Origin of the sequence: Aminobacter sp. SR38 (assembly GCF_014843375.1) — a bacterium.
Classification (GTDB): Bacteria; Pseudomonadota; Alphaproteobacteria; order Rhizobiales; family Rhizobiaceae; genus Aminobacter; species Aminobacter ciceronei.
The window spans coordinates 2,326,532-2,351,603 of record NZ_CP062112.1 but is presented as its reverse complement, the minus strand read 5'-3'; the positions used below and the strand labels follow the sequence as shown (position 1 = coordinate 2,351,603).

The 25,072-nt window shown below is 61.4% G+C and carries 27 protein-coding genes and 1 tRNA gene; 14 read left to right on the top strand and 14 right to left on the bottom strand.

Annotation, left to right across the window (positions count from 1 at the left end; translation table 11 throughout):
- Nucleotides 1–430 precede the first annotated feature (430 nt).
- Nucleotides 431–802 carry a nuclear transport factor 2 family protein gene (locus IG197_RS11550; RefSeq protein ID WP_192318838.1) on the top strand — a complete coding sequence of 124 codons (372 nt, stop codon included), beginning with the start codon at nucleotides 431–433 and terminating at the stop codon, nucleotides 800–802.
- A gap of 68 nt (nucleotides 803–870) precedes the next feature.
- On the opposite strand, the gene IG197_RS11545 is transcribed toward IG197_RS11550, so the two are convergent.
- From IG197_RS11545 to IG197_RS11495, 11 genes are all read right to left on the bottom strand, one after another.
- Nucleotides 871–1,320 carry a DUF6362 family protein gene (locus IG197_RS11545; protein ID WP_192318836.1) on the bottom strand — a complete coding sequence of 150 codons (450 nt, stop codon included), beginning with the start codon at nucleotides 1,318–1,320 and terminating at the stop codon, nucleotides 871–873.
- Nucleotides 1,317–1,460, bottom strand: coding sequence for a hypothetical protein (locus IG197_RS11540; RefSeq protein ID WP_192318833.1), 144 nt, complete (start codon nucleotides 1,458–1,460; stop codon nucleotides 1,317–1,319). The genes IG197_RS11545 and IG197_RS11540 overlap by 4 nt, the downstream gene beginning before the upstream one ends.
- Before the next feature lie 216 nt (nucleotides 1,461–1,676).
- Complete coding sequence (locus tag IG197_RS11535) at nucleotides 1,677–3,149, bottom strand: phage/plasmid primase, P4 family (protein WP_192318831.1); 1,473 nt, start codon at nucleotides 3,147–3,149, stop codon at nucleotides 1,677–1,679.
- The gene (locus IG197_RS11530; protein ID WP_192318829.1) at nucleotides 3,139–4,002 is read right to left on the bottom strand and encodes a bifunctional DNA primase/polymerase; all 864 of its coding nucleotides are present in this window, start codon (nucleotides 4,000–4,002) and stop codon (nucleotides 3,139–3,141) included. Before IG197_RS11530 ends, IG197_RS11535 begins: the two co-directional genes overlap by 11 nt.
- A 72-nt stretch (nucleotides 4,003–4,074) precedes the next feature.
- Complete coding sequence (locus IG197_RS11525; RefSeq protein ID WP_192318828.1) at nucleotides 4,075–4,368, bottom strand: hypothetical protein; 294 nt, start codon at nucleotides 4,366–4,368, stop codon at nucleotides 4,075–4,077.
- A gap of 12 nt (nucleotides 4,369–4,380) precedes the next feature.
- Nucleotides 4,381–4,767: a hypothetical protein gene (locus IG197_RS11520; RefSeq protein WP_210346908.1), complete on the bottom strand. Its 387-nt coding sequence runs from the start codon at nucleotides 4,765–4,767 to the stop codon at nucleotides 4,381–4,383.
- Nucleotides 4,768–4,775: 8 nt separating this feature from the next.
- Nucleotides 4,776–5,000: a hypothetical protein gene (locus IG197_RS11515; protein ID WP_192318826.1), complete on the bottom strand. Its 225-nt coding sequence runs from the start codon at nucleotides 4,998–5,000 to the stop codon at nucleotides 4,776–4,778.
- Between the two features lie 85 nt (nucleotides 5,001–5,085).
- On the bottom strand, nucleotides 5,086–5,808 hold the full coding sequence (locus tag IG197_RS11510) for an RNA polymerase sigma factor (protein WP_192318823.1): 723 nt from the start codon (nucleotides 5,806–5,808) through the stop codon (nucleotides 5,086–5,088).
- A 98-nt stretch (nucleotides 5,809–5,906) separates the two neighbouring features.
- A complete protein-coding gene (locus tag IG197_RS11505; protein ID WP_192318821.1) occupies nucleotides 5,907–6,152 on the bottom strand; it encodes a hypothetical protein in 246 nt (81 codons plus the stop codon).
- 93 nt (nucleotides 6,153–6,245) lie between these two features.
- Nucleotides 6,246–8,456, bottom strand: a complete 2,211-nt coding sequence (locus IG197_RS11500; RefSeq protein WP_192318818.1) for a hypothetical protein — start codon at nucleotides 8,454–8,456, stop codon at nucleotides 6,246–6,248.
- Between the two features lie 24 nt (nucleotides 8,457–8,480).
- Nucleotides 8,481–8,723, bottom strand: a complete 243-nt coding sequence (locus tag IG197_RS11495) for a hypothetical protein (RefSeq protein WP_192318816.1) — start codon at nucleotides 8,721–8,723, stop codon at nucleotides 8,481–8,483.
- A gap of 50 nt (nucleotides 8,724–8,773) precedes the next feature.
- Between IG197_RS11495 and IG197_RS11490 the strand changes: the two genes are divergently transcribed.
- From IG197_RS11490 to IG197_RS36200, 4 genes are all read left to right on the top strand, one after another.
- Nucleotides 8,774–9,232 (top strand): DUF2924 domain-containing protein, encoded by a 459-nt coding sequence (locus IG197_RS11490; protein ID WP_210346907.1) that lies wholly within the window; start codon nucleotides 8,774–8,776, stop codon nucleotides 9,230–9,232.
- Entirely contained in the window at nucleotides 9,229–10,560 is a 1,332-nt protein-coding gene (locus IG197_RS11485) for a recombinase family protein (protein ID WP_192318814.1), read from the top strand. The genes IG197_RS11490 and IG197_RS11485 overlap by 4 nt, the downstream gene beginning before the upstream one ends.
- A 2-nt stretch (nucleotides 10,561–10,562) precedes the next feature.
- The gene (locus IG197_RS11480) at nucleotides 10,563–10,964 is read left to right on the top strand and encodes a hypothetical protein (RefSeq protein WP_192319691.1); all 402 of its coding nucleotides are present in this window, start codon (nucleotides 10,563–10,565) and stop codon (nucleotides 10,962–10,964) included.
- 1,175 nt (nucleotides 10,965–12,139) lie between these two features.
- Nucleotides 12,140–12,619: a hypothetical protein gene (locus tag IG197_RS36200; RefSeq protein WP_246765358.1), complete on the top strand. Its 480-nt coding sequence runs from the start codon at nucleotides 12,140–12,142 to the stop codon at nucleotides 12,617–12,619.
- Nucleotides 12,620–12,680: 61 nt separating this feature from the next.
- Here the strand turns inward: IG197_RS36200 and IG197_RS11470 are convergent, their stop codons facing one another.
- Nucleotides 12,681–13,265, bottom strand: coding sequence for a hypothetical protein (locus IG197_RS11470; protein WP_192318811.1), 585 nt, complete (start codon nucleotides 13,263–13,265; stop codon nucleotides 12,681–12,683).
- A 190-nt stretch (nucleotides 13,266–13,455) separates the two neighbouring features.
- Here IG197_RS11470 and IG197_RS11465 point away from each other — a divergent pair, with 190 nt between their 5' ends.
- The 3 genes from IG197_RS11465 to IG197_RS11455 all read left to right on the top strand — a co-directional run bounded on the left by IG197_RS11465 (nucleotide 13,456) and on the right by IG197_RS11455 (nucleotide 15,457).
- Nucleotides 13,456–13,722, top strand: coding sequence for a hypothetical protein (locus IG197_RS11465; protein ID WP_192318808.1), 267 nt, complete (start codon nucleotides 13,456–13,458; stop codon nucleotides 13,720–13,722).
- Nucleotides 13,723–13,756: 34 nt separating this feature from the next.
- Entirely contained in the window at nucleotides 13,757–14,413 is a 657-nt protein-coding gene (locus IG197_RS11460; RefSeq protein ID WP_192318805.1) for a DUF2726 domain-containing protein, read from the top strand.
- A gap of 603 nt (nucleotides 14,414–15,016) precedes the next feature.
- Complete coding sequence (locus tag IG197_RS11455) at nucleotides 15,017–15,457, top strand: aspartyl protease family protein (RefSeq protein ID WP_192318803.1); 441 nt, start codon at nucleotides 15,017–15,019, stop codon at nucleotides 15,455–15,457.
- A 278-nt stretch (nucleotides 15,458–15,735) separates the two neighbouring features.
- Here IG197_RS11455 and IG197_RS11450 read toward each other — a convergent pair whose 3' ends face one another.
- Nucleotides 15,736–16,029: a DUF982 domain-containing protein gene (locus IG197_RS11450; RefSeq protein ID WP_192318801.1), complete on the bottom strand. Its 294-nt coding sequence runs from the start codon at nucleotides 16,027–16,029 to the stop codon at nucleotides 15,736–15,738.
- Between the two features lie 1,458 nt (nucleotides 16,030–17,487).
- On the opposite strand from IG197_RS11450, the gene hsdR reads away from it, so the two are divergent.
- The 4 genes from hsdR (at nucleotide 17,488) to IG197_RS11430 (ending at nucleotide 23,187) form a co-directional block, all read left to right on the top strand.
- Nucleotides 17,488–19,866, top strand: a complete 2,379-nt coding sequence (hsdR, locus tag IG197_RS11445; RefSeq protein ID WP_192318799.1) for an EcoAI/FtnUII family type I restriction enzme subunit R — start codon at nucleotides 17,488–17,490, stop codon at nucleotides 19,864–19,866.
- A 107-nt stretch (nucleotides 19,867–19,973) separates the two neighbouring features.
- On the top strand, nucleotides 19,974–21,449 hold the full coding sequence (locus IG197_RS11440; protein ID WP_246765356.1) for a class I SAM-dependent DNA methyltransferase: 1,476 nt from the start codon (nucleotides 19,974–19,976) through the stop codon (nucleotides 21,447–21,449).
- The gene (locus tag IG197_RS11435) at nucleotides 21,446–22,609 is read left to right on the top strand and encodes a restriction endonuclease subunit S (protein ID WP_192318798.1); all 1,164 of its coding nucleotides are present in this window, start codon (nucleotides 21,446–21,448) and stop codon (nucleotides 22,607–22,609) included. The genes IG197_RS11440 and IG197_RS11435 overlap by 4 nt, the downstream gene beginning before the upstream one ends.
- 2 nt (nucleotides 22,610–22,611) lie before the next feature.
- On the top strand, nucleotides 22,612–23,187 hold the full coding sequence (locus IG197_RS11430; RefSeq protein WP_192318796.1) for a hypothetical protein: 576 nt from the start codon (nucleotides 22,612–22,614) through the stop codon (nucleotides 23,185–23,187).
- Nucleotides 23,188–23,490: 303 nt separating this feature from the next.
- Here the strand turns inward: IG197_RS11430 and IG197_RS11425 are convergent.
- Nucleotides 23,491–23,580, bottom strand: a tRNA-Ser gene (locus tag IG197_RS11425).
- A gap of 347 nt (nucleotides 23,581–23,927) precedes the next feature.
- On the opposite strand from IG197_RS11425, the gene IG197_RS11420 reads away from it, so the two are divergent.
- Entirely contained in the window at nucleotides 23,928–24,641 is a 714-nt protein-coding gene (locus IG197_RS11420) for a hypothetical protein (protein WP_192318794.1), read from the top strand.
- A gap of 70 nt (nucleotides 24,642–24,711) precedes the next feature.
- Entirely contained in the window at nucleotides 24,712–25,032 is a 321-nt protein-coding gene (locus IG197_RS11415) for a hypothetical protein (RefSeq protein WP_067954665.1), read from the top strand.
- Nucleotides 25,033–25,072 lie beyond the last annotated feature (40 nt).

Genomic DNA, 25,072 nt, shown 5'->3' with positions numbered 1-25,072 from the left:
TGTAGCCTCTGCACGTAGCGTCCCGTGACGGCGATACAGTGCGGGAAACAACAACGCCCACGAGGACACGTCCGTCGCAGGCGCTGCTCTCCCGAGCATGGCCAGAATCTACCTCAAACAAGCTGGTTTTGTCCGGTCACGGAATGTCCGGCGGACATCCTTCGCCAGGTTGCGGCCTTGGCTTGCCGGCCTCATTGTCGCGTCAGTTCTCCGCAGTTGGCCTTCGAAAGTCTGACCATTTCGCTGCCCGATTGTGATCGCTGCTGTTTGGTGCCAAAATTGCCGTGCAGGTGGGGCGGCTCGACGCGGACGCCTGGATGGGTCTCCCGGTAGTTCCGTCCCCCGAGTCCCCTCGGGCACCTGCGCTCCAATCTGGACGTCGCAACGCCCGAACAACATTTCGGTTGTTCGCCGTGACGGAGACGGGCGCATGGACATTCGAACGACGCTGACGGATCTGTGTGAAGCCTTCAACGCGCATGACCTCGATCGCATCATGACGTTCTTTGCTGACGATTGCACTTTGGAGATGCCGCGAGGCACCCAGCCGTGGGGTTTTCGTCTTGAAGGCAAACCGAGCGTTCGAGCGGCGCTGGCAACACGTTTTGAAGGCTTGCCCGACGTCCACTACGGCAACGACGAGCATTTCGTGGATACAGCTGCCAATACTGGCATCTCAAGATGGACCCTCACAGGCACCAGCCGCGACGGGAAGAAGACAGAGGTTCGCGGTTGCGATTTTTATACGTTTCGCGACGGCAAGGTGATCCGCAAGGATTCATATTGGAAGATCGTGGAGTGAAGTCGCGCGACGAGCAGCTGATCCGCTTTTCAGCTCTGTCAGAGCAAAGCAGCATCGAAAGGCAGAAATCAATCAACCTGGCGGCTGTCCCGCATCCGATCGATGACGTAGCGGCGCGACCGGTTCTTCGGCACCGGTTGGCGGTTGAGCTTCATGGCCACGACGCAGAGCGCATAGAGCCAGCGTTCGTTGGCGGCCGAACGCTGCAGGCCGACACGCCAGCAGATTGCTTTCCATGGAGCGTTGTGAGCACGCATCCAGACAATCCTGCCGCCGATAGCGTCGAGCCAGATGGTCCAGGTCAGCGTTTCCTCCATGCGGCTGACCGCTGTGGGAGAGGGCTGGGGGAGCGATGTTTGCCGCGGTGCCCGGCCGACGAGGTCGGAGACCTCGGGGAGATAGTCGGGCCAGGTGTTGAAATAGCCGCTGACCTGCACCTCTGGCAGGCGCTGCAGAACTGATGCTGCCTCGGCAAGGCGTGTCTCGACCAGCTTCGGCGTCCAGATTAGTTCGCTCATGGCGTCGTCTTGCCGGAACGAAGCCGGCCGTAGAGCTTCTCGCTGAGCTGGCGGATCATTTCGCGCTCGCGCCAGTCTTGGCGTTTGACCATCTCGCCCGCGCGGCTCTCACCGCCATGGTCTCTCGGGTTCCATCTCATGCGCAGTCTCCTGATCATTCAAAAACCGGGTGGTACCAGCGCGTGACGCAGGGGTGACGCACCGACGACGCATGGATGACGGCTAAGTCCTTGATTGTGCTTGCGTGACGCAGTTGACCCCCAACCATTTCCCATACGTGCACACGTGTATGGGAAGGTCTTACCCGGTAGGTGCGACACGCGAACACAATCAAGGGGTTAGGTCGGTTCTTGGCGTCATTCATGCGTCACCCCTGCGTCACGGTCGCAAGGGTCGGCATCACCACCGCCGGTCAAGACCATGCCGATGAAGAAGCGCCCGTCGCGACAGCGGCGGTATTCGATGCCAGTGGCATTGGCGGTGATGCGCGGGACGAAGGCGTTGATGGAGGGCAGCGTGCGATCGGAAAACCCTTCGGCGAGCGCCCATTCGCGGAACCGCTCATAAGCATGGCGGGTGGCGACACGCGGGCTCTGGCCAACGATCTGGCGGCTGCATACGCGCTCGCACAGCCATGCCAGCACCGGGTCGGCGCCGAACAGCCAGTCGTTCATGGCGGATTTGCTCGATGGGGGTGTTGTAAAGCCATTCTGGCGGATCAGGCGCGCGGCACCATCCACCGCCCAGCCGAGCAACAGGTCCGGCTCTTCCTGGCCGATGCGCTGGCCGATCGCCTTGATGCGCTGGTCGGCGGGGATTACCCGGTTGAAGCCGATGACAAGAAGGCGGCGCTGGACACCACGATCCATGCCACCCTGGAACAGCGGCAATGTGTTGGTGGCAAACAGATGCTGGGTCTGCGGCCGGAACTCGATGCGGGACTTGTAGACATCGCGGCCCTGCACCGGCTCGCCGGTGACGATCGCCTTGAAGGTGTCGGAAGCGATGGCAGAAGACGATGACAACTCATCGCTGGCGTTGAGCAGCTTGCCGAGCAGCCCGATGATGTGGCGCTCGTCACCCATGCGCCCGGCGGTGACGGATGCGATTGCCGAGGCGGGCAGCATGCTACGAATGAGGTCGAGGATCTGGCTCTTGCCGTTCTCGGCGGTTTCGCCCTTGAGGATGATGGCCCGCGGCTGGCGCAGTTTTGTCGCGTAGCCAAGAGCGGCCGAGCCCGCGACTTCAGCGAGCAGCCGCACCTTGTCATCGGCGTCGGCATCGCCGGCAAAGACACCGCTGAGCAACCGGGAAAGCAACGAGCCTGCCGGAGGTGCGGTGGTCGGTCCGGGGGCCCAGCGTCCGGCCAGAGTGTGGCGGCAGCGGTGATCGCGGTGATGCGGCTCCATGGACGGAACCCCGTCCGCGCCAAAGCGGATGAAGCCGCTGGCGCAGTTGATGCCGACTGGAGCCGCGGCGAAGAACGCCGGTTCGGCCAGTAGCGGGGTCATTTCGTGGAGGATCGAATCGATCCGCGATTTGGAAAGCTTGACGCAGGAGGGCTCGCCGGACGGCGTTTGGAACGCGGCACCGTCATAGTCGTGTGCGGCGAGCCGCAGCTCGTGATCGGCGATCGGGCGCCAGCTGGTTTGGTCATAGCGCCAGAAGGCGCCTTCGGCATGGACGATCTCGCCAGACTGCCGCTCGAGATCTTCGCGGATCCTGCCCGCGATCTCGACGTCGGAACCGATCGCCAGATGCGGCTTGTCCTTCGCCGCAGCACCCGGCCGGTTCAATGCGGCAAGCCTGTCCAGCGGATCAGCCAGCATGACGCTGCTCCCGGCGGGCGATCTCGCGTGCTGCGATGCTGCGAACGGTCACCACGACCTCATCGTCGTCAAGCGGGGGCAGACAGTGCAGGCGGTTCCAGGCGATGATGAGCATCAGGCAGACACGCGGATCGACGCGGGCGCGCAGCAGATGACCGGCGAGACGCGCGACGGCATCATTGCGCTGACCTTCGGCATGGGTCTCTGCAACATGCCGGCACCAATTGCGGCGAACCGGCTTGCCCACCGCATCACCATGCTTGCGCCCGATCAACTGGTCGAGCAGCCATTCCGGCAAGTCAGCCAATGGCACTTCGTCAGGATGATGGTCGACGGAGATGGCGTAGGGCCGCCCGCAAATATGCGTCGAGGGCGGTGCGACGATGTAGCCACCGTCGCCGCGCACATCGATGCCGCGCCCGAGCGCACCAGCGCTGTTGGCGATCTTGTCACCTGGATGCCGAAACAGGATGTGTTCGCCACCGCCGCCTGTCAGGAAGCGCCAGGTGAGGGGAAGGGTGCCATGGCGATCCTCGAGTGCTGCGAGCGTCTCATGGCCATCGTGGCGTGGATCGATATCGAGCGCGACGATTCCGCTGACGGCGCCGGTGGCGATACCGATATTGTACGTGGTGTTGGAAAACCAGCGCTCGATCGTCGCCCTGTCCTTGCTCGCATCCAGCAGGCCGCGGGACACCAGCTTGCCGATCGGATGCTTGGCGGGCTGACGACAATCGATCTTGCCGCAGGAGCAGACAAGGCGATCGCCTCGCCGGACCGGCAAATGCAGCGGCAGGACGGCAAGGCCCAGTGACAGATGGAAGTGCGCGCTCAGAAGGACATCACCACGCATGTGCTACCCCAGAGGCGCGGCGTCCGCAGCACAGGTGCTTGGCCAGAACGATGTCGATCGGCAAGGCCATGATCAGCGAATACCCTTGGCTTTTGCGGCGGCATCGACCGCACAGGCGGCGCCGACGCCGCCCGCCTCGCGGGCAAGGTTGTAAAGCTTGCGCAGGGCAAACACGCGGTCGCCGGCAGCGTTGTAGGCCTGCTCGGCCTTGATGATGGCGAAGGCCACCTCGTCGAGCGTCGCCTTGTCGATCGGACGCACCGAGCTTGCCAGCCGGTCGGCGGCCAGCACGAAAATGGTACCGGGCAGATACTGCAGGGGATAGTGAGATTTGCGCAGGGCGGTCAGCTTGTTGGTAGAAAACATATGAGGTTCCTTTCAGCGATGGAAACGGCGAAGCGATAGATTGGGGTTGGCGAGCGCGCCTGGTTCAGGGGCTTGGGCCAGCAGGGTGAGCAGCGTTGCCTGCAACTGCTTCGGGCGTGCCTGGGCGATCGCCAGATAGGCAAAGCGGTCCTGACCGAGCCGCCGCTGGACCAGATGCACGAGGCCCTTCTCGGCGGCCCAATATGCGCGGCGAGCGAGGCGCACGAGTTCCTTGCGATCGGCCTCGGCCAGAAGGCTGCAGGCCGGCATAGTGTCGATCGCCAGAAAGCCACGGTGATATTCGACGAGGTTGCCGGGCGCTGACTGGCCGATCCAGGCGCAGAATGGCGCCTCGGTCAGCAGCATCGCGGCGGTGGAGTGGTAAAGGGTCTTGCTCATCTTGATTGTTACTCCGCAGTTTTCAAAACCGTCTCACGCTGGCTCAAAGCCGTGTCGTCAGCGGCGCCGGCGATGGTGTAGAGCGCGAGCAACGGCGTTCCGTCGGAATGGAGGCCAGCATTTTCGATGCGGTAGCAGCGGCATGCTGCAAGGACCTCCGGCAGCTCCCAGCGCCGAAACAGGCCGGGGATGCGCTTGAGGTCTTCGGAGAGGATTTCGGGGGGGTGGGTCATGTGGGAGAATCTCCGTTGGCACAGATCGCGCGGTGTTTTCTGAAGGGAAAAGCCACCACGCGTTCTTGATCGGGACACTTTGTGCTCAGAGAAATCCGGGAAGGGCGTCGCGCAGCTTTCGCGTGGCGCGCTGGTAGCGCTTGCGGGTCGCGGCTTCGGACAGGCCGAGTTCGACGCCAACCTGAGCTTGCGAGAAACCCTCGACCGCCACGCGGATCACGAGCGCCGCATCGGCACCGATCAGTCGGCTCATGTCGACGTGCAGCCGCTCATAGGTGAGCGCCGGGTCGTGTGGATCGTGATCGCCGGCGATTTGGTCCGGGTCGGTGTCGCTGACCATGCTCTGACGGGCAGTCTCACGTTGGCGGGCACGGATCATGTCGCGTTCGACATTCCGCAGAACGGTGGCGGCGATCCTGTTGACGCGGTCCAGGTCGAGACCGCGGATGGTCTCGGTGGTCCGCGCCAAGATGTCAGACACGATTTCGTCGCGAGCCCCGAGTTTGCGCCAGATCGACCGGCGCCGGATGGCGTCGAGACCTGGCCAGAGCGCCAGCAGCATCACGGTCAGCGCGCAGTCGCGAGCCGAGTTGTCGGACTTCGCAATCTCGACAAGCCCGATCAGCAACTGGTTTTTCTGATCGGGCGCATCGCTGCCGCGATGCAGCGCATCCAGCAATGCCGTCGTGTCGCAGTACCGTGCGACCGGGTTGCTGCCGCGCCGGATCGCATCGAAGTCGCGCTGGAAGCCGAGGGTGCAAGAGGATTGCATGAGGTGGTCGTGGATCTCGTGCCACGCGAAAGACATCGGACGCCTGCCTTGCGGCCAGGCGTCCGGCGCCTTCTCGTGGCCAGGTCAGGACGTCGCGCGTCTCTGCGATTTCAGAGGAGTGGTGGATGCGGGCTTTAGCGTGCGGGGGAGATTGCCTGGTTCAGCGTGCCGCAGCCGCGGCAGGTCGCCACGACGGGAAAGCCGACGAAGTACTCGTGCCCGCGTGCAAAGCGCAGATGCATGCGGCCGTCTCGGCAGACCCCGAGCAGCTTGTCACAGCGCGTGCAGCGCCATTCCGAATTGTGGGTGGTGGGCTTGGTCTTCGCGGCGCCGGACCAACTCATCATGGCAGCCTGGCGTGAGGGGAAGGGAGTCGGCATGGAAGTGCTCCTCTAATAGATGGAGCACTTCCATTGGCCCGAGGAATCGGAGCTAGTCAGACCCCCCAATCGGAGCCGGATCGGAGCCGGCTGTCAGACGGCGATCTCCCAGGGCCCTTTCGGGCCGAGACTTCTTAGGAAGTTGGCCTTCAGCTTGTCCCAGAGCGGCTGCTTGAAGATGTTCGACAGGGATTGGTCTTCGGCGATGTCCTTGACAAGATCTCTGGTCGCCATTGGCATCGGGCCATTGTTGTGGGCATCGACCAGTCGCTGGATGATCGCGATGCGATTCTCCCCCTTGATGTCGATGCTGCCTTTCCCCGGAACGGAGAGGGTGGCGAAGTTTTCACCGGACCGCGTCAGTTCGACCGCCTGGCCACCGCGGGCCAATATCCGGTGCCGTCGGAACACTGACCGGAGCTTGTCCGCGACCAACGCGATTTCGGCTTGCTTGGTGTCGATCTGCTCGGCAAGCGGCGTCAGAACGTTGGCCGCCAGACACGGTCCGGGAGCGTTGCCGGCCTGTAGGACAAGCCCGATACCGAGGTTGTGGCGCGCCCGAAGCTCTGTATCGACGGCCGACCGGACCTTCTCCCGGTCGAGACCGCGCGCGAGGTAGATCGGGACATTCCCGCCATCGACATCGAGCGTTCCGAGGTAGAGGAGATGATCGGTCAGTTGCTCGATCGCCGGCGCATCGAGCGCTTGTTCGAGACGTGTCTTCAAGTGTTGCGCGACCCAGCCGTCGCGCACCCGATAGACCATGTAGCGATCCGGATTGCCGGCAGACGCCACCTGTCCCTCGGTGACCTTGAGGTCGGCCACCCTATGGTCTCCTTCCTCCGCATCTCCCTTTTCGACCCGGACGACCGCTTTTGCTGCGACCGGGCCGATCTCGTCCTCATCGTCGATCAGGTCGTCGCCTTCCCAGCCGGCGGGCACGAGAAAGCCCAGCTCGATCAGGAACCCCGGATCGACACCACGAGCCTGGAGCCATGCGCCGGTGACCCTGTCAGCTCCGATGTCCCAGATGGCCAACAGGGCGGGCATGACCGCCATGCTCTCCTCATCGCCCGGTGCGCGACCATCACGAAGGATCTTCCAGTGTCTGAGCAAGCGATGCCCGAGGACGCGTTCGAACGGATCATCGAGGCTGAGCAGGCTGCTGGTATTACGGTCAGTGAGGGTGAAGTTGAGGGTTTCCTCATTTTCCCGGTTGGTTCGCCAATAGCGCACCGCAATTTCAATGAATCGAATAGCCAGTGCACGTTCAAAAATCTTGGGTAAGCCGGGCTGGCTCTCTATCAGCTCGGAGATGCTCTGGCTGATGGTAGTGGAGAGCGAAAGCCGATTGGAAAGGTCGCCGATACTAATGTCTGCGCGGATAACCTGCGCGCGCAGGATTACCGCGTCTTCATCGAAATCTGGTAGCGGAAGGTCGAATCCCTTCAAGAACTGTGAAATGTCGTAGGCCTGAAAATCGACCGGCTGGCTGGAGTAGGTCTGCTGCAGGGCCGTTTCGATAAAGCGCTCGGCAATGGTGTGGCGCAATCTTCTGTTGCCTGCACGAACATGGACCCGTCCCGTTGACGGAGTGAAGACGATCATCGCTTCCCCGGGCGGACGAAAATAGATTCTTGACCGATTGCCCTGATCGTCAATCTCCCGAACACTTGTCGGTGGGTCGGGATGAAACAGCAGGTACATTTCGGCTGCAGGTTCGTCACCGTCCTCGGGAATGTCGAACCTGTCGATGCTGTAACCCTCGCCACGGTCAAGCTGTTTTCCCAGATCGGCAAGTAGCTCATCAAGTAATGTGCCACCAGCATCCGGACCGCCCCCAACTGACGGCTCCGCCATGAATGTCTGATAATGTTTGTCATAACGCCGGTATAGACGCAGATGCAGACTGTTTTCTGCCGCTTCGAACATGGCGTGTTCGTTAATAAAAGCCCATAGGCTTCGCTCGAGCTTGTCCCGCTGGTTAAGAAGTTCCTTGGCGCGGTCGGGTTCGAGCTTGGTATTGGCGAGACCTTCGAGGACATACTCGCCGCGATCGCTCGCGATTGTGACGACCCGGGCTGCTTCGGCTTCTAGCGGGCCCAGCCGGTCCTTCTTTTCCTTGAGCAGCATGTTCCTGGCAGTCGACGGGCCGTCTGGATCATCGGGGTTGAACCTATAGGGTTCGAGCCAGGTCAGCCTCTCAAAAGCCTTGGCGCTGAGAAACGCTGCAAGCAGTTCTGGCTCCGCATCTTCGAACAGCCGAAAAAGATTAGGACAGGATTTGTTCGGAGCGCGCACCATTTAACTCCCCCCAGAGTCTATTGATTACATTTGAAACAGCGCGACATGCTCGGAATTTCGCGCACAAATGTCCAGTCTGGGGTTTGGAAGCGGCATTTCTTCGGAAAGGAGAGATGCATGCGAAGCCCCAACCCCCTCCCACCCGACCGGATGTCTGCCCCGGAGCGCCACGCCGAACTGTGCGGCCTGCTGGCGCTCGGGTTCATTCGGCTGCATCAGCGCGAACATCGCCATCATGTTGAAGATAGTGGAGAAAGTTGCCTTCACTTGTCACCCGACCAATGCCGTCATGCAACTCCAACTCACCGGAGACCCGCATGACGATCATCAATCCCGATCCAATCCCCGCGCGCCTGGTCGCGCTGAGGACGGCCTCGACGCCGGAACTGAAGAAGCAGTGGCGCGAGCTGTTCGATACCGAGCCGCCCCCGTTCAACCGACGCTATCTCGAAAGCCGGCTGGCCTATCGCATCCAGGAACTGGCATATGGTGGGTTGAAGCCTGCAACCATCGGGCGGCTCGAAGCCATGGGTGAGCAGCTTGATGGCGGCAACATGGTGGTGCGCCGCAACCGCGCAGATGACAGGCCGATTGTCGGCACGCGATTGATCCGCGAGTGGCAGGGCATTGAGCATACCGTCACAGTGATACGCGATGGTTATGAATGGCAAGGGCGGCCCTACAAGAGCCTGTCCTCGGTTGCTCGCGCCATCACTGGCACGCGCTGGAACGGCTGGATCTTCTTTGGCCTCAAAAATCACTGGAGCCGGACATGAACCAACCTGTCGTCCGCAAGCTGCGGTGTGCCGTTTATACTCGCAAATCCTCGGAAGAGGGGCTGGAGCAGGAGTTCAACTCGCTGCATGCCCAGCGCGAGGCCTGCGAAGCCTACATTGCCAGCCAGCGATCCGAGGGTTGGGTGTTGGTTCGCGATCAATATGACGACGGCGGCATCTCCGGCGGCACACTGGAGCGTCCGGCGCTGCGGCGGCTTTTGGCCGATATCGAAGACGGTCTCGTGGACGTGGTCGTGGTCTACAAGATCGACCGGCTGTCCCGTTCCCTGATGGACTTTGCCAAGCTGGTCGAGGTGTTTGACCGCAATGGCGTCACCTTCGTGTCCGTTACCCAGTCTTTCAACACCACCACCTCGATGGGGCGACTGACCCTCAACATCCTGTTGTCGTTTGCCCAGTTCGAGCGCGAGGTCACCGCCGAGCGCATTCGCGACAAGATCCGTGCCAGCCGGATGAGGGGCATGTGGATGGGCGGCTTCGTGCCGCTCGGTTATCGCGTCGACAACCGCAAGCTCGTGATCGAAGAAGCCGAAGCTGCAACGGTCAGGATGATCTTCGAGCGTTTTGTCACCACCGGCTCGGCCACTGTGCTGGCAAGGAGCCTCGCTTCCGAGGGCATTTGCACACGTCGTGGTCGGCTGATCGACAAGGGTTTTCTCTACAAGCTGCTCAACAACCGGGTCTATGTCGGCGAAGCCGTGCACAAGGGCGAAAGCTATCCCGGCGAGCATGAGGCAATCATCAGCCGCGTCCTGTGGGACAAGGTGCACGCCATCCTGCAGGAGAGCCCACGCAAGCGGGCCAGCAATACACGGGCGCAGACACCAGCCTTGTTGAAGGGGCTCATCTTCGGGCCGGACGGAGCCGCGTTTTCGCCGACGCACACGAAAAAGGGCGACAGGCTTTATCGCTATTATGTCAGCCAGTCGGTCCTGAAACGCGGTGCCGATGCCTGTCCGGTTGCCCGCGTGCCAGCCGCCGAGGTCGAGACGGCCGTGATCGACCAGTTGCGTGGGTTTCTGCGCGCACCGGAGATCATCGTCGGCACATGGCGTGCGGCTCGGCCCGAAATCGACGGTCTGCCCGAAGCGGATGTCCGCGAGGCGCTGGAGCGGCTCGACCCAATCTGGGACGAGTTGTTCCCGGCCGAGCAGGCCCGCATCATCCAGCTTCTGGTCGAACGCGTGGATCTTGCCACCAATGGCCTTGCCATCCGGCTGCGCACGCAAGGGCTGGTGAGCCTCGTTGCGGACTTGGGTGCGATCGGCCCGGATCGGAAAAACAACGACAGCAGAAAGGCAGCGTGACCATGACAGCTTCCGTCACCAGCGAACACGACACCATCACCGTGCATGTGCCGCTGATCTTCGCCAAGCGTGGCGGGCGCAAGCAGGTGATCGTGCCCGACGGTGCATCATCGTGGGCGCCACCACGTGCCCGTGTCGACAACACAATCGTCAAAGCCATCGCCCGCGGCTTCCGCTGGCGCAAATTCCTGGAAACCGGCATCCACACCACCGTCGAGGACATCGCCACCGCCGAAAAGATCAACCCCTCCTATGTCAGCAGGGTGTTGCGGCTCACGCTCCTTGCCCCCGCCCTCGTCGAGGCGATCCTGGATGGAAGACAACCATCGGATATCACACTGGCGGGGCTGATGAAGCCGTTTCCGGTGGAGTGGGAGAAGCAGCAGTGTTCTGCCGCCATCTGAGCCACGAAATCGGATAGAACTTGTCCGTGGCGGTAGGCATCCGCAGCACGCGCCCCAGCAGCTGCTCCACATCCACCGCGTTCTGGATCCGCGAGACGGAGCAGAACGCATAGGCCAGTTCACAAACATGACTCTTTTGGGGGCGCGACGTTCTCGACGGTGCCATCTGGTGAAAGAGCGTCTGCAATTACTGATGCGATGGCGTGGATTGGCGCATAGAAGTAAAAGAGGCCGGCTTTTACACTGGCCTCTCCTGGATGCGGCACTGCTTGGCGACGTATCAGGCGATGCGGCTGGCGCGGGCGGCTTAGCCTGTAGCTCGAATGGGTGAATTGACGTTTGCCGGCTGCGGGAGCCCACTCGGAGCCCGGCGATCCCCTCACTCAACCCCCGCCGCATCGAGTATTAAGACCGCTTCCCTCGGGGCGCGGTCTTTTTTCTGATCGCACTGAAAGAGGGGGCCGGCGCAAAGCTCTCTGGCGGATACTTCAAACGCCGGCCTTTGGCAGAGCATCTGGGAACGAACTGCCGTTACGGAATTCGCACCACGCCTGTCAGATGGTGCGCATCTTGCCAACCGGATCAAGGAAAGAGAGCAGGTGCCCGAGGGGATCCTCAGGGGCGGACAAGGGGAGAGACTTGTATGGCGCGACAATTTGGGTGAGACGGCGGTCACAATCCCAGTCGACGCTCAGCCCGTGCCGGGCCACCAGATTACGGCGATCGACCCGCAAATGACGATCACCCACGCATAGAGAAACCATGCCCATGGGCGAGCGCCCTGTTCACGATCCATCGTGCCTCCCAGGTACCCGCCCCGGTGCGGCCCGAGGCGGGCTTTGAGTTGTGGCCACAGTGGTTAGTGTCGTCGCCACTGGATAATGAGTGAGGTTTATTAACCGCTCGTAAAAAAAGCCCGCACTGAATGGAGATCAGCGCGGGCAAGGGCTGGAAACATGCAGCGCCAAAAAAGATAAAGTGCGCGGCACGATGAGAGCCTTATCCGGTCGGTGTGAATGGTTCTTGACGTGGATCAAAAAGGAGGCTGCCGGTCTGAGTTGTCGCCTCATTTCGCCGGGAAGCCACCAAACCATCGAGGCGATACCCAAGGTCGAAAGTCCCCAGAGGCGAAGATAGAACAAAGCAAGCGCCCAAATAGTAGCCCAAGATCGCCAGTGCGGCTGCCTTCAACCTACTCCAGCACCGCCGCCGTTATCGGCGATGGGCTCATCGACGTCGTGGTGGTCTACAAGATCGACCGATCTGTCGCGATCGCTGATGGATTTCTCGAAGCTGGCGGCCGCGAGCAGGTGATCGTGCCCAACGGTGTATCATCATGGGTGCCGGCACGTGCCCGTATCGACAACACCATGGTCAAGGCCATCGCCCGCGGCTTCCGCTGGCGCAAATTCCTGGAAAGCGGCGTCTACGGCACCGTGGAAGAAATCGCTGTCGCCGAAAAGATCAACCCCTCCTATGTCAGCAGGGTGTTGCGCCTGACCTTGCTCGCGCCTGATCTCGTCGAGGCGATCCTGGATGGCAGGCAGTCGGCGAACATCACGCTGGCGGCGCTGATGAAGCCGTTTCCGGTGGAGTGGGAAAAGCAGCTTCGGGCTCATGACGTGAAGGTCATGAATTCAGATCGCGCCGCGTAACAAGATGGCGATGCCAACGCCCCAGACGGTAAGCCGCCTGGGGCGTTTTGCTTTTGGAAGCTCAGGGTCCCGGGACGAGCTTCGTTGGCATCTCCATCAGGGAGAACTGGGCATCGTCGCATGACACGTCCGGGTTCGTGGGGCTGAACATCCCGAGCGGATTGTCCTTGAACAGCCAGACATGTAGATCGTAGTGATGAAAGCCTTGCGGTATCAGCGGTTCGTGGCCTTCCATGGGACCCTGGAAGGCTTGGCCGAAGATACTTGGGCGCTCCTTCGTTGCCGCAAGCGGCACCAGCCACTCTGCCGCGACGAGTTTGAGCTTGTCGCCCTGCGGCTCGTAGATGAGCACGTTCGGCTTCAAGGGGTCCGGCGGTCCTTGCAGGGTGATGTTCACGAAGTGAATCCCCATTGCACCCTTCGGGTAATCCATGTGGCCTTCCATCTTCGTGCCGTCGTAATGGACGCAACCGACGGTCGACAGATAGAGGTCCCGGACGGCAACATAGGGATCTTCGTATTTGGCAAGAGCCTGCCGCACGCGCTTGACCTCGGCATCGAGAGCCTCATCGGCTTTCGATGCGCCGGTGCAGCTCAGTCCAATTGCAAGCATGGCAGAGATACGAGCAAAGCTGGCGATATCCATTGGTTCCTCCCAGATATCCTTGGGCCAGCTTCTGCCAAATTCCCCGGGAACGCAATCTCGTGTCCTTGGCCATCTGTCCCGCCACCGGCTGAGTTCGCTGGCGGGCTAGCAAGGAGGAGGCCAGCCGCCAACCCGGACACCGTGGGCACTCTTGGCGATTTCGCGGATCGGGTCCAAATCGGCGGACCGCGTGCCTGCAATCAAGACAGACTCATTTAAAGAATTTCTTCGAATTGCATCGATCTTTGAAATTGCTTGTTTGCGCGCCGAGCGCCTGTTGGTGAAAACCTATTCCGACCCAGGCGGAAATTTCCTTCGACCTGAAGGGGCTCTGGTCGAGCACTGGAAGCTCGCCCAGTCGCGGCATTCAACAAAGGATCGTCTGCGTTTCGTGCAGACGCATTCCCCTTTTGACCCCTTTTTGACTGTCAGTTGCAAAGGGGAACCCTGCTGTTAATAATTCCTCTACACGGCAAAGGTAGATTACCTGCATGCCACCCGAGATTATCGCACTAGTCGAGGAACCTCATCTGCTGATCGCCGTTCTTCTGGTCGGCGCCTTTTCTGGTATGTCCCTCGAGCGTTTCCTATCAAGAATGCGACGGCAAGCATGGCGGGAAAAGAACCGGTGGCGCTGGGAGCAGAAGCGCAGCGGAGGCAACATTGATAATGGACCGTGGGCGCCGAAGCTTGATCCGGTTGCGCCTAAACAACCTGATGCTGCTGATCAATTGCGGATTGTTATGGCTGCTAACTTCACGATTCAACCACTCCTCAACAGGAGCGAAGCGCGCGTCTTTAAGGAACTCGACCGCTTCGTGATCAGCTGTAATCCGGGGTGGCAGGTGATGGCGCAGGTGTCGTTAGGCGAAATTCTACGTTGCAAGGACGCGGACGCCTACAGTTGCATCAACTCGAAACGGGTCGACCTATTGCTCGTGGACGAGAGCTGCCAGCCTCGGCATGCAGTCGAATATCAGGGCGGTGCGCATCATCAGGGCACCGCTGCCGCACGCGATGCGATTAAGAAGGAAGCGCTACGACGTGCAGGCATCAGCTATCATGAGGTTGTCGCCGGTCATACAACACCTTCCGAGCTCAGGCAGCTGGTTGAGAAACTCGTGGACAAGCCGAAAGCGGCTCAGTAGACATCTGCGCGTAATCGCGCCAGATGAAGAGCACGCCACCGCCTCCACTCAGCAGAGATACAGCAGGCGAGTCCCCATGGGCATTTGGCGTTCGCTCCAATCGGTGCAAATCAACGCAGCCTGCGGCTATGTTTGGTAGGTGCCGCAGTTGCACCCTGCCAAGGTTGGTCAGCCAATATTTTGTCGACGATTTCTTGGTACCCGATACTTTGCGATCAGATCATCACGTCGTTGTTGCTGCGCTTGCAAACCTTCGGCTTGACGGCCGCCTAACTGCGACTTGCAAGAATGCCCCCATTGAGGACGCGATCAGAGCAATCAGGATGATACCTTCCATTGCATGTGTCTCGTCTAACCCGCAGACTCTTGGACCTGTTCAATAAGCCATCCAGCGTTAGTCTGGCCGTCGATCAGAATGTTTGATCCAAGATGTGCCGTTAATGTCGTTGGCGGTAGAAATATACTCGCATTTCGTGATGGCGTGGATCGGTGTTCTGCTGCGCCCCGCTCCAGCTGACGCGGCGCCGAGACCATTCGACAACCTAGGAATCGTATGTTGATGTGCGGAACATTGATATGTCGGGCAGTGCTGGGGGATGTCGCATGACAGGTGAGGACAGAGCCGTCTGGAGCAGCGTTGGCTTTAATCAAAGGGTCGACAATCTGATGCAGTATGGCCCCACGGCCCATGTCGGGGTTGCAGCTGTCCCTTACTCGTCTGGCAGTGCTATCGCAGCACTCGCCCAATTCGATACGGGTGCAGCCGGGACTGGGATCAGCCCCAGGCTCGTCGAGCGGCTTGGCCTTAAGCCAATTGGGCTTGGCGTCATCCAAGAAGCTGGGCGTGAAGCCCTTACCGCTAGTTTTTTCGCCCTTCGCTTGTGGCTTCCAGGGATCGATCGCTGGATAGACCTTGATGTGGCGGGGCTTCCATCCTTGGCTGACCCCCACGACGTGCTGATCGGGCGGGATGTCATGTCCAGCTTCAAGCTTGTCGTCGATTTCACCAGCGGAGCAACCCAACTTCATTTCAAGGTCAAGTGATCGTTCACTAGAAGGTGTGGTGTTCCAAGTGGGGCTTCCAAGGCTACATCTTCGAACGCCGCCAAACCGGGGTCGCAAATATCTCGGCTCAATCTGTTCGCGTTGCGCGTGAGCCGAGCAGGCCCGCATCGTGCATCTTCTGGTCGAGCGGGTCCATCTTTCCACCGGCGATCTTGGTATCCGGCTGCGCACGCAAGGGGCTGGCAAGCCTGGTTGCGGAGGTGCGGGTGCGAGAACTAATCAAGGATGCGACCTAATGCCGAGGCCTTTGCCAGCGTTCACTCTGTCGTTGCCGAAGTCCGGGACTCCGCGGCGACCGGAACCTGCTGCCCCGGGTCATTGGTTGTCGCGACTTCCACCGCCTGTACCGCCCCCACAAGAGCGCGACGAGCGGCCATGGCCGGAATGAAGCCGTCAAGAGCGTCCCGGCATGCCTGAATTGCCTGACGCCAGGCCCTGTCACGTTTTGGCCAGTCGTTCAGGTATTCCAGCGCCTCGAACGCATTGTCGACACGACGCGGCCCGGCACCAGGGAGGGTGATCCATAGTGGCGGAAAAGATCGAGCGCCCATGGCTACACTCCATTCAAAATCCTCGGATCGCGATTGGCGGTCGGAGGTATCATGACCCCCAAGCAATGCACATTCGCCAGCGGGCTCGGTGCACGCCGCGCGTCGGAGGTGCAGATGGTGGTGTCGTGAAAACCCAAATGCCCGCTGAACCCACCTCTGATATCGCGTCACAAGCTATGGAATTCAAGGATGAGTGCAGGACAATGGAGACAATCGATATCAACCGCGATGGCTCGGCAATCACCGTCACCATTGCGATGAGGCGGGCTGCAGCGGCCCTACATGCAGTCAAGGCAAGGTGCACTCCACGAATTCTGCTCAAATTGCATGGAACATTGAAATTGCTTGTTTGTGCCGACGGCCTAAGCTCATGGTCGGTTTGGGATATGGGCAATGGTGGACAACAAAGGCACCTGGCGGGGTGCGCGGCAATATAATCTCGAAGAAGAGTATCGGCGCAGGAAGGCGGTTCGACAGAGTCGGTCTGCCCGCGAGCGTTGGGCGCGTATTCGGCAGCCGCTGTGGTGGCCAGCGCGATCATTGCTGACTATTTGCCTTGGTCGTTCTGATCATTTGGCGACCGCTCCAATCGGTGCGGATCAGTTCAGGCTGGGACGGCGTCCGCCACATTGCAGCCGCTCCGAACTGCAGTGCGGCACGAGCGGTTGGCTTGGCACCAGCTCGGAGCGGCTGGCCGGGATTGGCCCTCCCATGATGCCGACAACGACGGCATGGCCTGCGAACCATGGCCGCGCTGAAGCCGCTCAACCGACGAGCCCCAGATTGATGGCGGGTACCATGATCATTGGAAGGTCTAACACTGAAGATGAAGCCAGAGTTCGTAGTGAATTGACGTCCTACGTCGCGGCCAAGCTTGGCCCGAGCAGTCCAATGGCGCTTGCCTATTGCGCGCATTGTCCACTCGACGATCTTTGGCGGCTCGCGCTGGCGCTGTACGACGGTATCGCGCGGGATCCATTTTCACCATGACAACGGCATGAGTCTCTTCATCCTCAAGTCGCCCTTCGCGTCGGTCACGCTGCGCACGTTACCTCCGCCTTCATGCCCCCGCAGCGCCTCGTCAGTTCGGCTAGATACTTCCTGTCCCGCGCGTCATCGCCCCGCATGGTGAAAATCTCGCGGGCAATGTCGCCGCTGGACAGCGGCGAGGCGATCTGGATGAAAGACAACCATCGGATATCACGCTGGCGGCGCTGATGAAGCCGTTTCCGGTGAGTGAGAGAGGCAGCGGTTTAGCCGCTGACAACGCGGTTGTGGTTCCCATCGTCTGCACGGCCTTCCAATATCGCCCGGCTGGCATTAAACCCTTCATGGGCGCGTCCAGACGAGCGAACGCGCGAGGGGGCAGGATTTGACATCAGCGAACAATAGCAAAGGCAATGGCGATCTCGCCTTCACACTCTCGCCGCGACCGGAAGTGCATTTTGCGGTTGCCGTATGAACGAGGCCGATACCTGCAGGAAGTTAGTCGTTCCCAAGCTGCAGGCAGCAGGCTGGGATGATCGTCCGCATGCGATAAACGAACAGAGAACCTTCACTGACGGGCGAGTGGTATTCATCGGCGGCAAGGCGCGCCGAGGAAAGCAGAAGCGCTCCGACTACCTGCTTCGATACAATCCCGACTTCCCGATAGCCGTCGTAGAAGCCAAGTCCCGCTACAGGCATGCTGCGGATGGGCTTCAGCAAGCCAAGGAATATGCCGAAATCCTCGGCCTTCGGTTCGCGTATTCGACCAATGGCATCGAAATCGTCGAGTTCGACTACACGACCGGTGTCGAGCGGACGATCGGAGATTTCCCGGCGCCTGATGACCTCTGGGCCCGGCTCCGCCGCGCCGAGGGCATTGACGATGACCAGGTGGCCGAACGGCTGCTGACGCCCACGTTTCCGGACCGGGCGAAGCCCCTTCGCTACTATCAGGAGATTGCCGTGAACCGCGCCGTTCAGGCGGCGCTTCAGGGCAGGAAGCGGGCACTGCTCACCCTGTGCACTGGCGCGGGCAAGACCGCCGTCGCCTTTCAGATCTGCTGGAAGCTCTGGTCGGCGCGCTGGAGCTCGAAAGGGGTGAACCGAAACCCGAAGATCCTGTTTCTTGCCGACCGCAACGTCCTGGTCGACGATCCGATGGCCAAGGATTTCAGCCCGTTCGGCGATGCCCGCCACAAGATCGCTGGCGGCATGGCGGTGAAGAGCCGCGACATGTATTTCGCGATCTACCAGTCCATCGCACGTGACGAGAACCGCCCTGGTCTCTATCGCGAATATGCACGCGACTTCTTCGACCTCATCGTCATTGACGAATGCCACCGGGGCAGCGCGCGGGACGACAGCAACTGGCGCGAGATCCTCGAATGGTTCGAGCCCGCGACCCAGATCGGCATGACGGCTACACCGCGGCGCGAGGATAACGTCGACACCTACAACTACTTCGGCGATCCTCTCTACGAGTACAGCCTGGCGCAGGGTATCGCCGACGGCTTCCTTGCCCCATACCGCGTTCACCGTGTCATCTCGGACTACGACGCTGCTGGCTGGCGTCCGACGCGCGGCGAGCTTGACCGTTACGGGCGCGAGGTCCCCGACGCCGAGTATTCCACGCGGGACTTTGAGCGAGTCGTGGCGCTGCGTGCACGGACGCAGGCCATCGCGAAACACCTTGCCAGCTTCATGGCCGAGACCGATCGCTTCGCAAAAACCATCGTCTTCTGCGTCGACCAGGAACACGCGCTCGAAATGCGGCAGGCGCTCGCCGCCCTGAACTCCGACCTGGTCAAGGATCATCCCGACTACGTATGCCGTGTGACGTCCGATGAGGGAGATGTAGGCAGCGCGCACCGGGCGAAATTCCAGGATGTCGAGACCCAGACACCGGTCATCCTCACCACGTCGCAGCTTCTCACCACCGGTGTCGACGCCCCGACTTGCAAGAACGTCGTGCTCGCGCGGGTCGTAGGCTCCATGCCGGAATTCAAGCAGATCATCGGCCGCGGCACGCGCCTCAGGCCCGACTACGGCAAGCTCGCCTTCAACATCGTCGACTACACCGGCACGGCAACGCGCATGTTCGCCGATCCTGCCTTTGACGGCGATCCTGTCCGCGAGGACGAGGCGGTGATCGATGCGGACGGCGATGTCGTCGAGGAGCACGAGATCGAGGAAGCGACGCCGGATCCCGACGATTTCCCCGATGGGCCCGATGTTCTGGCCGGACCTGTCGATCTCGACGATGAGACCGAGACCGGCCCGCGCAAGTTCTATGTCGACGGTGGCGAGGTCGCAATTGTCCGACACCTCGTCTACGAGCTCGACGCCGATGGCCGACAGCTCGCCTGCCGCCAGCTCACCGACTACACCGGCGACAAGGTGCGCACGCTCTATCCCAATGCGTCCGAACTGCGCACGGACTGGCTCGACCCCGAGCGTCGGGCCGAAATCGTCGAGCGGCTTGAGGAGAAGGGCATTGACCTCGACACCCTGGCAGACGCCGTCGGAAAACCGGAGGCCGATCCGTTCGACCTCCTTTGCCATCTCGCCTACAACGCGCCGCTGCGGACCCGGCGCGAGCGCGCGGACCGCGTTCTGCGGGAGCAGGATGAATTTCTGGCCCGCTTCGGGCCGGATGCCCGTGAAGTTCTGGATGCCGTGCTTGAGAAATATGCCGAACACGGCAGCGCTCAGTTCAAGCTGCCCGACATCCTCGAAGTCCCCCCATTCAACGAATGGGGCAACGTGATCGAGATTGCCGCCCGCTTCGGCGGGGGCAAGGAGCTGCGCAGCGCCGTCACCGAACTGCAGCGCCTGCTCTACACCGCCTGAATTGAAGGAGCCCCATATTGGCTACAACCGCCCGCAAGAAGGCTGCGCCCAAGCAACTGACCACCGCCCAGCGCCTCGACAGCATCATCAAGTCGGCGCGCAAGATCATGCGCAAGGACAAGGGGCTGAACGGCGATCTCGACCGTCTGCCGATGCTCACCTGGATCATGTTCCTGAAGTTCCTCGACGACATGGAACGGATCGAGGCGGGCCGCGCGGAACTGGCCGGCAAGGACTACCGCCAGATCATCGAGCCCCCATATCGCTGGCGCGACTGGGCGGCGGACGCAGACGGCATCACCGGTCCGGACCTGTTATCATTTCTCACCGCCGAGCAGGCGGAACGCCCCGATGGCACCCGTGGACCCGGCCTGTTCGCCTATCTTCGCTCCTTGCGCGGCGACAATGGCCGGCGCGAACGGCGCGACGTGATCGCCACCGTCTTTCAGGGCTTCGCCAACCGGATGGAAAGCGGTTACTTGCTGCGCGACGTGGTGAACCTGATCGACGGCATCCATTTCGACTCGTCCGAAGAGATCCACACCCTCGGCCGTCTCTACGAGACGCTGCTGCGTGAGATGCGCGACGCCGCCGCGGATTCGGGCGAGTTCTACACGCCGCGGCCGGTCGTGCGCTTCATGGTCGAAGTGACAGATCCCAAGCTGGGCGAGACCATCCTCGATCCGGCCTGTGGCACCGGCGGCTTCCTGACCGAGTCCTACCTGCACCTCGAGCGCCAGGCCGATACGGTCGAGAAGCGCCGCACCCTGCAGGAGGAAACCATACGAGGCGGCGAGGCGAAATCGCTGCCGTTCCTGCTGTCCCAGCTCAACCTCCTGCTGCACGGCCTGCATGCGCCGCGCATCGACCCCGGCAACGCCCTGCGCTTCCGTCTGGCAGAAATTGGCGAGGACCAGCGCGTCAACGTCATCCTGACCAACCCGCCCTTCGGCGGCGAGGAGGAGGCAGGCATCCTCAACAATTTCCCCGAGCACCGGCGCACGGCCGAGACGGCGCTGCTGTTCTTGCAACTGATCATGCGGCGGCTGAAGCGCGCCGGGCGCGGGCGGGCGGCGGTCGTCGTCCCGCACGGCACGTTGTTCGGCGACGGCATCTCGGCGCGGATCAAGGCCGACCTGCTGGAGAAGTTTAACCTGCACACGGTGGTCCGCCTGCGTGAAGGCGTATTCGCGCCCTACACGGACATTCCGGCGAACCTGATCTTCTTCGACACCAGCGCGCCGACGAAGGACATCTGGTACTACGAGATGCCGCTGCCGGAGGGCCGCAAGAAGTACTCGAAAACCGCGCCGATGGCCTATGAGGAGTTCGCGGGCTGTCTCGCCTGGTGGAACACTCGCGAGGAAAACGAGCGCGCCTGGAAGGTCTCCGCCGCGGACCTGATCCAGCGCGACGCGCATGATCGCGTCATCGCCTGCAATCTCGATATCAAGAACCCGCATTCTGGCGAGGTCGCGGATCACCGCGCCCCGACAGAAATCGTGGACGCGATCATCGCACAGGAACAGCGGATTCTCGGCATCATGTACGAGATCAAGGCAGCGTTGGGAGAGAAGCTGTGAAAGGACAGCTCATCCAACGACCGATGAGAGAAATAGCACCGCTGGTCAGGCGTCCAATAGAGACTGCACCCGACCAATTTTACCCCGAAATCGGAATCCGGTCTTTTGGGCGTGGCGTCTTTCACAAGGAGCCCAAATCAGGATTTGAACTCGGGGAGAAACGCCTATTCGAATGGAAGGAAGGCGATCTCCTTTTCAATATCGTCTTCGCATGGGAAGGGGCTGTAGCCGTTGCTTCACAGGCGGAAGATGGGAAGGTCGGCTCCCATCGCTTTCTTACCTGTGTTGTCGATCCTAGATATGCTGACGCTCGGTATCTGTTTTGGTGGTTCACACACGACAAAGGGCGACATCAGCTGTTGCGAGCATCTCCTGGTGGTGCTGGGCGAAATCGTACACTTGGCGTTGATAAGCTCGCGACAATCGAAGTTCCCCTCCCGTCCCTCGACGAACAACGCCGCATCGTCCGGCGTCTCGACACGGTCGCGGCACTGGTGGAGGAACGTCGTCGCGCCATCGAGGCTGCCGAGCGCGAAACCCGGGCCCTGCTGCTGAAAGCCTTCCAGCGCGCCATCGACGGCGCCCCCATGCGCCCCATGGCCGAAGTCGCCCCCCTCGTGCGCAGGCCAGTCGAGATCGATCTTGATGGCACCTATCCTGAACTCGGCGTCCGTTCGTTCGGTAAAGGCACGTTCCACAAACCTGATCTGCCCGGCGCAGAAGTCGGTAACAAGAAGCTGTTCCGCATCTGTGCTGGCGACCTCCTGTTCAACATCGTCTTCGCTTGGGAAGGCGCTGTGGCAGTCGCCCAGCCCGAAGACGATAGTCGCGTCGGATCGCACCGCTTCCTGTCATGCGTGCCCGCGCCCGACACAGCAACTGTAGAGTTCCTGCGGTTCTATTTCTCGACGCCCGAAGGCCTGCAAAAGCTGGGTGAAGCGTCGCCCGGCGGGGCGGGGCGAAATCGAACGCTGGGATTGAGGAAACTCGAGAGTATGCAAGTTCCCCTCCCACCAATCGACTGTCAGTACTGGTTCGACCGCCTCCAGGCCAAAGTCAGCGAGGCCCGCGCCATTCGCGCCAGAACCGCACAGGATGTCGAGGCCCTGATCCCCGCCATGCTGCACGAGACCTTCAATGGCCGGGCGAATGCCGCATGACTGTGAGCCGGGACGATCAGCCCGATCTGCTTTCAGACCATTCGGATCTGGACTTCGTCCGCCATCTGCTGGCGGACCTGCATGATGACCTGCCCGACAAGGTCGGCCGTTTCCGCATGCTGACCGATCTGGGCGCCCAGATGGGGCGATCCGGCACGATGATCTTCGGCGGCCATGCGGCCTATCACGCGTGGGTCGAGGCGCGCTCGTCGTTCGTGCACGGCAACTTCGTGGCCACGATCCTGCTGTGCCAGGGGCTCGTGGAGCATCTCCTCGCCGCATATCTTCACGCCGGGCTTTTGATCGATGACCTTCCGGATCGCATCCAGTTCGCCGACACGCTCCGCCGCTGCCGGGAGCGCGAGGTGATCTCTGATGAAGACGTCACAGACCTGCGCCGCATGATGGCGCTGCGGCACCCGCTTTCGCATTTCCGTCATGCTCATGACGGCAGCAACCTTGATCGTCGCAGCATCGACAAGAGCACTACGGTAGAGGAACTTCTGCGCCGCGACGTGATCTTTTCCATCGGTCTTGCCGTCAGGATGTTGGCCAAACCTGCATTTCGACTTGGCTGAGTGTGCGGAACGGATGCCCCGCCGGCAGATGTCGACGGAATAGTTCGACCCGAGATTCTTTCTCCCGCCGCTGTACATCACAAAAGTATGGATCGGACGAAGAAGAAAACTCTGCATTTAGAGCGACTTGCAACTCCGTACCAGATCCGTGCAGTCAGGAGGTCTGGAGAATATCGGCGGAGAGAGAACGAAATCCGCGTTTCGGCCTGGTAGCGCAGTCAACAGCTTTGGCCCGAAAACCCGCAGTTCTGCGCCGTTCAGGACGCCGAAACTGGTAATGGAGAATGATCCCAATAGGGCAACTGGCGGAGAGAGCGGGATTCGAACCCGCGTTACGGTCTCCCGTAAACACACTTTCCAGGCGTGCGCCTTCAACCACTCGGCCACCTCTCCGCATGCGCGCTGTGCGCCGGCTGGTTATGCCGGGCCGGTTGGGAGTGCGCGCATCTCCTTGGCGTCGGCTCGTCGAGCCGTCATTCGGGTGCAGCCAACCTGCCGGGCACCCATCGCCTGCCACCGAACACATTAGCGTCCGGCTGCGGGGCTCATCTAGTCGATCCTGCGCCGCTTGCCAAGCGCTGACGTGGCAAATGTTATCAGGCAAAACGATCGTCGTGCTGCGCAGCGCCGGCAAAGCCACGATCCGCAGCGGCGAGGCGCCTTGCTGGCACCGTCGCCGCCCTTCTTGCAAGTGCCTGGCGCTCTGTCACAAACTGCTTTGAAGGGCAGGGGGAGATTCGATGTCGTCAGAGAGCGAACCGTCCGGCTGGGACATCTGGCGCTGGCTGCCGGTGGCCTGGCTGTGCCTCGTCATGGCGCTCAGCGCGCGCGGCATCGACGCCAGCTTCGCCATCATGCTGGATTTCTCGATGCCGTCGGCAGTGCTGGGGCTGATCTATGTCTCGGTCGCCTTCAGCGCGGTGACGATCGGCTGGGGCATCTACCTGCTCGTGCTCGCCTACAATCGCGATCGCAGGTTCCGGCGCGCCTTCACCATCTGGCAATGGGCGATCATCGCCTTCCTCGTCCTCAAGCAGGTCTATATTCTTGTCATGCCGAATTTCGCCTTTGGCCTCGTCGGTCTTGCCTGGGACGGCGGCGAGGTCGCCATCGGCCTTGCCATGATCTGGCTGGTCGGCCGACAGGACCAGCCACAAGCCTTGTTGAGCAGCGGCCCGCACGAGCGGCCGCGTCTGCTGGTTTCGATCGTCGCCGCCATCCTCGGCGTCATCGTCGGTGCAGCAGTTGGCGCGGGTGTCGGGCTCGCGCTGGGCACGGGCATTTCCGAAGCCACCGATATGAGCTGCTTCGAGGGCGCCTGCGGCTATTTCGTCGTGCTGATCGGCCTCGGCGGCCTGCTGGTCGGCGCGGTTGCCGGCGGCATCTTCGCCGTCTGGCGGGCCAATCGCCGCAAGCCGAAGCCGCCAGTCCCGCCGCAAAGGTCTGTCAATTAGCCGTGTCTTCGATTGCACCCACCGGCGGCGCGGCCTATTTCTCGTTCATAACCGATATCCAGGACCGCCGATGATCCGCTTCGTGTTCCGTCTTGCCGCCGCAATAGCGCTTTCGGTCGCCGTCATCATGGCCGTGCTCGACGCCACCCGCACCGTCGCCGTGTCACGGCTGGTGATGACGCCGCTCGATACCAGTTGGTCGACGGCCTCGCCCGATACCCTCGCCGCGACCGAGACATTCGTCCGTGACAAGACCGGCCCGGCTGTCTGGGACAGCGTCGTCGTGCCGGTGCTCAACCAGCCGGGCTTCGCCGTCTTTGCCGTGCTCGCCTTCCTGCTCTACGCAATCGGCCACCGGCGCCGCGCCGGCCGCTTCACCGGCGAGGTCTGACGCGACGCCAGCAAGCTTCGGCGCAACGACGAGGAGGGAA

Coding starts and splice junctions, on each gene's coding strand:
- IG197_RS11550 (WP_192318838.1), top strand. CDS start 431: ATGGACATTCGAACGACGCTGACGGATCTGTGTGAAGCCTTCAACGCG.
- IG197_RS11545 (WP_192318836.1), bottom strand. CDS start 1,320: ATGAGCGAACTAATCTGGACGCCGAAGCTGGTCGAGACACGCCTTGCC.
- IG197_RS11540 (WP_192318833.1), bottom strand. CDS start 1,460: ATGAGATGGAACCCGAGAGACCATGGCGGTGAGAGCCGCGCGGGCGAG.
- IG197_RS11535 (WP_192318831.1), bottom strand. CDS start 3,149: ATGCTGGCTGATCCGCTGGACAGGCTTGCCGCATTGAACCGGCCGGGT.
- IG197_RS11530 (WP_192318829.1), bottom strand. CDS start 4,002: ATGCGTGGTGATGTCCTTCTGAGCGCGCACTTCCATCTGTCACTGGGC.
- IG197_RS11525 (WP_192318828.1), bottom strand. CDS start 4,368: ATGTTTTCTACCAACAAGCTGACCGCCCTGCGCAAATCTCACTATCCC.
- IG197_RS11520 (WP_210346908.1), bottom strand. CDS start 4,767: ATGAGCAAGACCCTTTACCACTCCACCGCCGCGATGCTGCTGACCGAG.
- IG197_RS11515 (WP_192318826.1), bottom strand. CDS start 5,000: ATGACCCACCCCCCCGAAATCCTCTCCGAAGACCTCAAGCGCATCCCC.
- IG197_RS11510 (WP_192318823.1), bottom strand. CDS start 5,808: ATGTCTTTCGCGTGGCACGAGATCCACGACCACCTCATGCAATCCTCT.
- IG197_RS11505 (WP_192318821.1), bottom strand. CDS start 6,152: ATGCCGACTCCCTTCCCCTCACGCCAGGCTGCCATGATGAGTTGGTCC.
- IG197_RS11500 (WP_192318818.1), bottom strand. CDS start 8,456: ATGGTGCGCGCTCCGAACAAATCCTGTCCTAATCTTTTTCGGCTGTTC.
- IG197_RS11490 (WP_210346907.1), top strand. CDS start 8,774: ATGACGATCATCAATCCCGATCCAATCCCCGCGCGCCTGGTCGCGCTG.
- IG197_RS11485 (WP_192318814.1), top strand. CDS start 9,229: ATGAACCAACCTGTCGTCCGCAAGCTGCGGTGTGCCGTTTATACTCGC.
- IG197_RS11480 (WP_192319691.1), top strand. CDS start 10,563: ATGACAGCTTCCGTCACCAGCGAACACGACACCATCACCGTGCATGTG.
- IG197_RS11470 (WP_192318811.1), bottom strand. CDS start 13,265: ATGGATATCGCCAGCTTTGCTCGTATCTCTGCCATGCTTGCAATTGGA.
- IG197_RS11460 (WP_192318805.1), top strand. CDS start 13,757: ATGCCACCCGAGATTATCGCACTAGTCGAGGAACCTCATCTGCTGATC.
- IG197_RS11455 (WP_192318803.1), top strand. CDS start 15,017: ATGACAGGTGAGGACAGAGCCGTCTGGAGCAGCGTTGGCTTTAATCAA.
- IG197_RS11450 (WP_192318801.1), bottom strand. CDS start 16,029: ATGGGCGCTCGATCTTTTCCGCCACTATGGATCACCCTCCCTGGTGCC.
- hsdR (WP_192318799.1), top strand. CDS start 17,488: ATGAACGAGGCCGATACCTGCAGGAAGTTAGTCGTTCCCAAGCTGCAG.
- IG197_RS11440 (WP_246765356.1), top strand. CDS start 19,974: ATGCGCAAGGACAAGGGGCTGAACGGCGATCTCGACCGTCTGCCGATG.
- IG197_RS11420 (WP_192318794.1), top strand. CDS start 23,928: ATGTCGTCAGAGAGCGAACCGTCCGGCTGGGACATCTGGCGCTGGCTG.
- IG197_RS11415 (WP_067954665.1), top strand. CDS start 24,712: ATGATCCGCTTCGTGTTCCGTCTTGCCGCCGCAATAGCGCTTTCGGTC.